This window comes from Corallococcus sp. CA053C (assembly GCF_003611675.1).
GTDB lineage: Bacteria > Myxococcota > Myxococcia > Myxococcales > Myxococcaceae > Corallococcus.
In genome coordinates this window covers 1-6,654 of the sequence record NZ_RAWA01000484.1, presented here as the reverse complement: position 1 = coordinate 6,654, position 6,654 = coordinate 1, and the positions used below count along the sequence as shown (strand labels likewise).

7 protein-coding genes and 1 pseudogene are annotated in these 6,654 nt (G+C 66.3%); 5 read left to right on the top strand and 3 right to left on the bottom strand.

Annotated elements, in window-relative coordinates:
* Positions 1-686: carboxypeptidase-like regulatory domain-containing protein (locus D7V97_RS37960; protein ID WP_147445145.1), on the top strand; the 686-nt coding region annotated here is incomplete at its 5' end.
* Positions 687-823: 137 nt separating this feature from the next.
* On the opposite strand, the gene D7V97_RS37955 is transcribed toward D7V97_RS37960, so the two are convergent.
* Positions 824-1,051 (bottom strand): hypothetical protein, encoded by a 228-nt coding sequence (locus tag D7V97_RS37955; RefSeq protein WP_120615480.1) that lies wholly within the window; start codon positions 1,049-1,051, stop codon positions 824-826.
* 314 nt (positions 1,052-1,365) lie between these two features.
* Between D7V97_RS37955 and D7V97_RS37950 the strand changes: the two genes are divergently transcribed.
* The gene (locus D7V97_RS37950) at positions 1,366-2,430 is read left to right on the top strand and encodes a DUF1521 domain-containing protein (protein ID WP_120615481.1); all 1,065 of its coding nucleotides are present in this window, start codon (positions 1,366-1,368) and stop codon (positions 2,428-2,430) included.
* Between the two features lie 58 nt (positions 2,431-2,488).
* Positions 2,489-3,019 (top strand): tetratricopeptide repeat protein, encoded by a 531-nt coding sequence (locus D7V97_RS37945; protein WP_233583488.1) that lies wholly within the window; start codon positions 2,489-2,491, stop codon positions 3,017-3,019.
* A 129-nt stretch (positions 3,020-3,148) separates the two neighbouring features.
* On the opposite strand, the gene D7V97_RS37940 is transcribed toward D7V97_RS37945, so the two are convergent.
* A complete protein-coding gene (locus D7V97_RS37940) occupies positions 3,149-3,376 on the bottom strand; it encodes a hypothetical protein (RefSeq protein ID WP_120615480.1) in 228 nt (75 codons plus the stop codon).
* A 278-nt stretch (positions 3,377-3,654) separates the two neighbouring features.
* Between D7V97_RS37940 and D7V97_RS37935 the strand changes: the two genes are divergently transcribed.
* Both D7V97_RS37935 and sctV read left to right on the top strand, forming a co-directional pair.
* Positions 3,655-4,122 carry a tetratricopeptide repeat protein gene (locus D7V97_RS37935; protein WP_120615479.1) on the top strand — a complete coding sequence of 156 codons (468 nt, stop codon included), beginning with the start codon at positions 3,655-3,657 and terminating at the stop codon, positions 4,120-4,122.
* 88 nt (positions 4,123-4,210) lie between these two features.
* Positions 4,211-6,337, top strand: a complete 2,127-nt coding sequence (sctV, locus tag D7V97_RS37930; protein ID WP_120615478.1) for a type III secretion system export apparatus subunit SctV — start codon at positions 4,211-4,213, stop codon at positions 6,335-6,337.
* Between the two features lie 63 nt (positions 6,338-6,400).
* Here the strand turns inward: sctV and D7V97_RS44990 are convergent.
* Positions 6,401-6,654 (bottom strand): annotated as a pseudogene (locus tag D7V97_RS44990) (FHA domain-containing protein); the annotation flags it as partial.

The window sequence follows — 6,654 nt, the reverse complement described above, 5'->3', positions numbered from 1 at the left end:
GCACCCAGCAGGCAGGCTCCATGTCGGGCAAGGTGGTGGATGCCCGGGGCCAGCCGATGTCCGGGGTGACGGTCGTCGCGGACAACACGCTCATCTACAACACCAACGCCCTGGCGACGACGGGCTCGGATGGCACCTACCGCATCGACGTCAGCAAGCCGGCGGGGACCTGGCACGCCAGCGCGACCCACAAGGTCCAGTACAACTCCCGCTCCTACACCTTCGACCTGGATCCGAACGACGACAGCGTCTTCGCCGGGACCGACGGGGCGGTGCGCAACTTCACCTGGAAGCTGTCGGGCAGTCGCCCCGACTCCGGCTTCTACGGAGGGTTCGTCGCGGTGTACGTGGATCAGCTGCTGGACCCCGCGGATCCGGAGCAGCCCATCAACTCGGACGACATCGAGCTGACGCTCACCCCGAGCGGCAAGCTGGTGGACGGCAGCGACGGCGCCCCCATCACGAAGAAGCTGGTGCACACGGGGGATGGTGACGTGGTGGAGGACGTGCCCGTCGGCCGGTACACGGTGACGGCCCGCTACGCCCAAACCGGCAAGTCGCCCCGGCCCATGCAGGTCCGCCTCAAGGACACCGGGGACTACGCCGACTCCGTGACCGCGGACTTCGAGGTCCTCGTCACCACCCGGCATCAGATCCTGCTGAACGCCCAGCTTCCGACGCCCTGAGTCACCGCCAGGCGCGCTGTACTCCCGGGGGCAGCACTCCTGCTCCCGGGCCTTCGCGTTTGAGCACAGGCCCGCAAAAGCGAAGAGCCGGCCTCCCGTGAAGGAGGACCGGCTCTTTCTGCCAGGAAGCGGCAGGATTACTTCATGTTGCCGATGATCGACATCGCGATCTCGTTCAGCTTCTTCATGATGTTCGAGGCGAAGGCAACGGCCTCCTGCTGCTTCTGGAGCATCAGCTGGGCCTCGGCGCGCGTACGGTCATCGCCGGTCAGACCCTTGAGCGAAGCCTCCTCGGTGGAGTTCAGCTTCTGGCTGGTGTTGAAGGCCTTCGAGATGGCGGCGCCGGCGACGGTAGCGTTGGACATGGGATGTCTCCAGGTTTTTGGTAGCGGGTGGGTGCGCTGCGAAGCTGCTTACAAAAGGATTATGGGGGATCGGGGTCCGGAAGTTTCCTCGGTATTTTCCGATCCGGATTTTCTCCCCATTTCCCGGACTCGCGCGGTCCGGGCCGGTTCGCCCGCATAGGAGGTAGGGCCTTCCGGGGGGACCGCATGGGCCCTGACTGGAAAATTCGCACTCCTTCAAGCGAAACTTCCAGCCGCCCGCGAGCGACAATCCATCCAGTTCATCCATTTTTAGCGGTTTCCTGACTTCCAGTTCCCTTACCCGGGGGATGCCCATGGCGACGAACATCAGCGGCCTGAACACCCAGACCGTCAGCGTGAAGAATCCTGGTCCTGGCGTGAACGACGCGACCATCGCGAAGAACACGAAGCTCATCGAGTCGACGCTGGGCCTGGTGGACAAGGCCATCGCCGGCGCGACCGCCAAGTCGGACAAGGCGAACGCCAAGGCCGATCAGATGGGCAAGTCGGTGACGACGAAGAGCGCCTCCGCCAGCTCGGGCGCCTTCCCCACGGAGATGCCGAACCCGCTGGACAACGCCAACGCGCGCTACTCCCTGGAGGTCAAGGACAACAAGATCAAGACCCCGGGTGGCTACACCATCGAACCGCTCGGCCAGTTCGAGTGGAAGGTGACGGGCCCGGACGGCAAGGAGACCCGCGTGTGGGGCGATCCGCACGTCGACGAGGGCGACGGCGGCAAGTGGGACTTCAAGAACGACACCACGTTCGTCCTGGGCGACGGCACCCGCATCAACGTCAACACCGTGCCGTACGGCAACGGCATGACGGTGACGGGCTCGCTCGACATCATCATGGGCGACGACCACGTGACGGTGAAGGACCTGGACAAGGGCAAGGGCACCATCAGCGAGGTGAAGCGCGACGCGGTCGATGAGGCGGTGCGCTTCGCGGGCCAGAACAAGACCGTGGACGTCGTGACGATGGGCGCCTCGACGGACGACTGGACCTTCGAGAGCGCGGAGATCGTCGGCTCGGAGAACGGCGGCGAGACGCTGAAGAAGGGCGGCGACGTCAACGTCACCCACACCTACGGTGGTTCGGCGAACCCGGCCCTGTCCCAGAGCAACAAGGAGCCGCTGGCCGCGCTGCAGAGCCGGCTCAACGCGGTGTCGAACACCTTCGACTCGCTGTCGCAGACGCGCACGAACGGCTTCAACCCGTTCACCCGCGCGGATGACCTCGGCGGCACGTACGACAAGAGCAAGCACCGCAAGGGTCTGTCGGAGGCCTTCGACTCGGTGACCACGATGCTGAAGACCCTGAAGCAGATCCCGCGCATGAGTGATACCGTGCGTCCGCGCAACATCTTCTTCTAGTCGTCACACCCTCCCGCGAGCGGGGCGGTGTGGTGCCCCGCTCGTCAGGAGGTTCACGTTGAGTCCCAAGCCCCCGCCCCAAGCCCAGTCCGCCGAGTCCCGCCAGCAGGAAGAAGATGCGCGGTTGATTCGCGGAGAAGTGACGCTGGGGGAGTTCCTGAAGATGCCGCAGGCGACGCTCTATCGCTGGGCGGCGACGGCACACCAGATCATGCAGGCGGGCAAGACGGCCCAGGCCCTGGACATCTTCAAGGGGCTCGTGGCCGCGTCGCCGTATGACAGCGTGCTGCACTGCCAGGTTGGCGCCGCGTACATGACGCTCGAGCGCTTCGACGAGGCCTTCGACGCCTTCCAGCAGTCGCTCCGCTTCAACGCCGACAACGGGGATGCGCTCGTGGGCCGCGGGGAGATCTTCCTGCGCCGCGGCAACGTCCCCGCCGCGCTCGCGGACTTCAGCCGCGCCATCCAGAACGACCCGTCCCTGCAGCGCCGCTCCACGCAGCGCGCGCGCGGCACGTTGCTCGCGCTCAAGCAGCAGGCGGATCGCGTCCAGGGCTCGGGCGGGCAGCCGTCCTCCTCGAAGAAGTAGGCGGAGAAGCAGACCGCGTGGCCCTGGCCTTGTGCCGGGGCCTTCGCGCTGGTGAGGACAGGCCCGCAAAAGCGAAGAGCCGGCCTCCCGTGAAGGAGGACCGGCTCTTTCTGCCAGGAAGCGGCAGGATTACTTCATGTTGCCGATGATCGACATCGCGATCTCGTTCAGCTTCTTCATGATGTTCGAGGCGAAGGCAACGGCCTCCTGCTGCTTCTGGAGCATCAGCTGGGCCTCGGCGCGCGTACGGTCATCGCCGGTCAGACCCTTGAGCGAAGCCTCCTCGGTGGAGTTCAGCTTCTGGCTGGTGTTGAAGGCCTTCGAGATGGCGGCGCCGGCGACGGTAGCGTTGGACATGGGATGTCTCCAGGTTTTTGGTAGCGGGTGGGTGCGCTGCGAAGCTGCTTACAAAAGGATTATGGGGGATCGGGGTCCGGAAGTTTCCTCGGCATTTTCCGATCTTTTTCGGCGCCGGGAAAGAGGCCCTCGGAAACCCACGACGCTTGCTGGGACGCACCCTCTTTGGAGGTTGTGCCGATAACAGACTAAGCTGTCCGCGCCCGAAGCCACCCCAGTCCCTCGGTGGTCGGTTGCGGGCAACGTCCTCCTGTCCTCCCTGTGAGGGACCCGCGCTGATGACGACCGAATCCAAGGCTCCGGTGTCGAACGACAACACCCGGCCGCTGTCCGGCCCGGAGATGCTCGAGCGGGCCACCGAAGGCTTCAACCTGTTCCAGGACGGGCAGTTCCACGAGTCGCTGGGCCTCTTCCAGCACCTGGCCTCGTTGGATCCGTCAGAGGCGTACTTCCAGACGGCCCTGGGGGCCTGCCACCTGGCGCTGGAGGATCTGGACGCGGCCGTGGCGTGCTTCAACCGCGCCATCGAGCTGGATCCGTCCGACATCACCCCCTTCGTCAACCGGGGCGAGGCCTTCCTGCGCCAGGGCCGGGTGACGGACGCCGCCCATGACTTCCAGCATGCCGTGTCGCTGGATCCCGAGGACAAGGACCCCCTGAGCCGTCGTGCGCGCATGCTGGCCGCCGCGGCCCTGGAGAGCTCCGACGAGGGCGCCGAGGCCGAAGCCCCCGAGGACCGCTCGTAGCATCCCCGCAGGTCCCTCCCTCGCCAGGGGAGGGCACACCCCCCCCTTGGGAACCGGGGCGGGCACGGACTAGGATGGCGCCCCGACGATGGCAACCGGCGATCCGAACAGCTTCCTGAACAAGTACTCCGATATCGTCCTGGCGGTGGTCGTCGTGGCCATCGTCGGGATGATGATCGTCCCGCTGCCGACGTTCCTGCTGGACATCCTGCTGACGCTGAACATCAGCATCTCGGTCATACTTCTTCTCATCTCCCTCTACGTGCCAGGCGCGCTGCAGCTGTCGGTATTCCCGACGGTGCTGCTCATCACGACGATGTTCCGCCTGTCGCTCACCATTTCCACCACACGACTCATCCTGCTCACGGGCGACCCCGGCGAAGTCGTCGTGGCGTTCGGTAACTTCGTGGTGCAGGGCAACTTCGTCGTCGGCGCCATCCTCTTCCTCATCCTGGTGGTGGTGAACTTCATCGTCATCTCCAAGGGCTCGGAGCGCGTCGCCGAAGTGGCCGCGCGCTTCACCCTGGACGCGATGCCCGGCAAGCAGATGTCCATCGACGCGGACATGCGCGCCGGCTCCATTGATCAGGATCAGGGCAAGAAGAAGCGCCGCGACCTGGAGCGCGAAAGCCAGCTCTTCGGCGCCATGGACGGCGCCATGAAGTTCGTGAAGGGCGACGCCATCGCGTCCATCATCATCACGGTCATCAACATCGTGGGCGGCCTCATCATCGGCGTGACCCAGAAGGGGATGGCCGCGGGCGACGCGGCGCAGAAGTACACGCTGCTCACCATCGGTGACGGCCTCGTCGGCATGATACCCGCCATCCTCATCTCCACCTGCGCCGGCATCCTGGTGACGCGCGTGGGCGGTGAGGAAGAGGGGGCGCACCTGGGCAAGGACGTGGGCACCCAGCTCACCGCCTACCCGAAGGCCATCGCCATCGCGGGGGCCATGCTCGTGGGCCTGGGCCTCATCCCCGGCCTCCCCAAGATTCCCTTCTTCATCCTCGGCGCGGGCGCGGGCTTCGGCGCGTACTCGATGATGAAGAAGAAGGACGCGGATCAGGCCGCGGAGGACGCGGGCCCCGCGACGGAGTCCAGCTTCGGCACGCCGGTGTCTTCAGAGCCTGCGCCCAAGGAGCAGCTCAACCCGGACTCGGAGCTGTTCATCCCCGTCGTCACCCCCATCGTGCTGGAGGTGTCCGACGCGCTGGTGCCCTTCGTGGACTCGCGGCAGGACGGCGGCAAGTTCCTCTTCGAACTCATCCCGTTCATGCGCGACGGCCTCTTCGTGGAGCTGGGCGTGCGCTTCCCCGGCGTGCGCGCGCGCGGCAATGGCGGCCTGCCGCCCGGGGCCTACCAGATTCAAATCAACGAGGTCCCCGTCGTCACCGGCCAGGCCACCCTGGGCCACATCCTGGTGAACGACACGGTGGAGCGCCTCAAGCTGATGAACATCCCGGGCTTCGAGGCCATCAACCCCGCGACGCGCCAGCCGGCCGCGTGGGTGCCCGAGCAGTACCGGGAGACGCTGGAGGCCGCCAGCCTCACCACCTGGGACGTGCCCGGCTACATCATCCTGCACACCGCCGCCGTGCTCCGGAAGAACGCCCGCGAGTTCGTGGGCGTGCAGGAGACGCAGACGATGCTGGAGCAGTTGGAGAAGGCGTTCCCGGCCATCGTGAAGGAAGTGGTCCCGAAGATCGTCAACGTGCTGAAGCTGACGGACATCCTCGGGCGCCTGGTGGAGGAGGAGATCTCCATCCGCGACCTGCGCGGCATCCTCCAGGCCCTGTCGGAGTACGGCCAGGTGGAGGCGGACAACGTCATGCTCACCGAGCATGTGCGCGCCTCGCTGCGCCGGTACATCTCCCACAAGTACGCGCGCGGCACCGGCACGCTGGTGGTGTACCTGCTGGATCCGAACATCGAGGAGGCCATCCGCAGCTCCATCAAGCGGACCTCCGCGGGCGCCCACCTGGCGCTGGAGCCGGACATCGCCCAGGAAATTGTCGGCGCGGTGCGCTCCGAGTGCGGCCACCTGCCGCCCAGCGCCCAGCGCCCCGTCATCCTCACGGCGATGGATATCCGCCGCTACGTGCGCAAGCTGCTGGAGTACGAGTTCAACCCCTCGTTCTCCATCCTCAGCTACCAGGAGCTGTCGCCCGAGCTGAACATCCAGCCGGTCGCGCGCATCTCCTCCGGCCGCTAAGGCCGGAGTCGGAAGTCTGGAAGTTCAGGAGTGCAGCGGCCCCCTCGTGGGGCCGCTGTCGTTTCAGGCGCCCGCGAGCACGGCGATCATCAGCGCGAGGAACGTCAGTCCCACCACGCCCATGACGATGAGCGGGACGAACTTCTTCTTGTCCGCGAGCCCCTCCATCGCGCCACCGCCGTCAGGCTCGGGCATGGACTCGCCCTGGGACTCGTCGGGTGGCGGCTCTTCGGAGGACGCGGACGGGTCCTCCGAGGACGCGGAGGCTTCGTCGGGAGGCGCGGGGGCGGGCTCCGGCTCGGGTTCCGGTTCAGGCG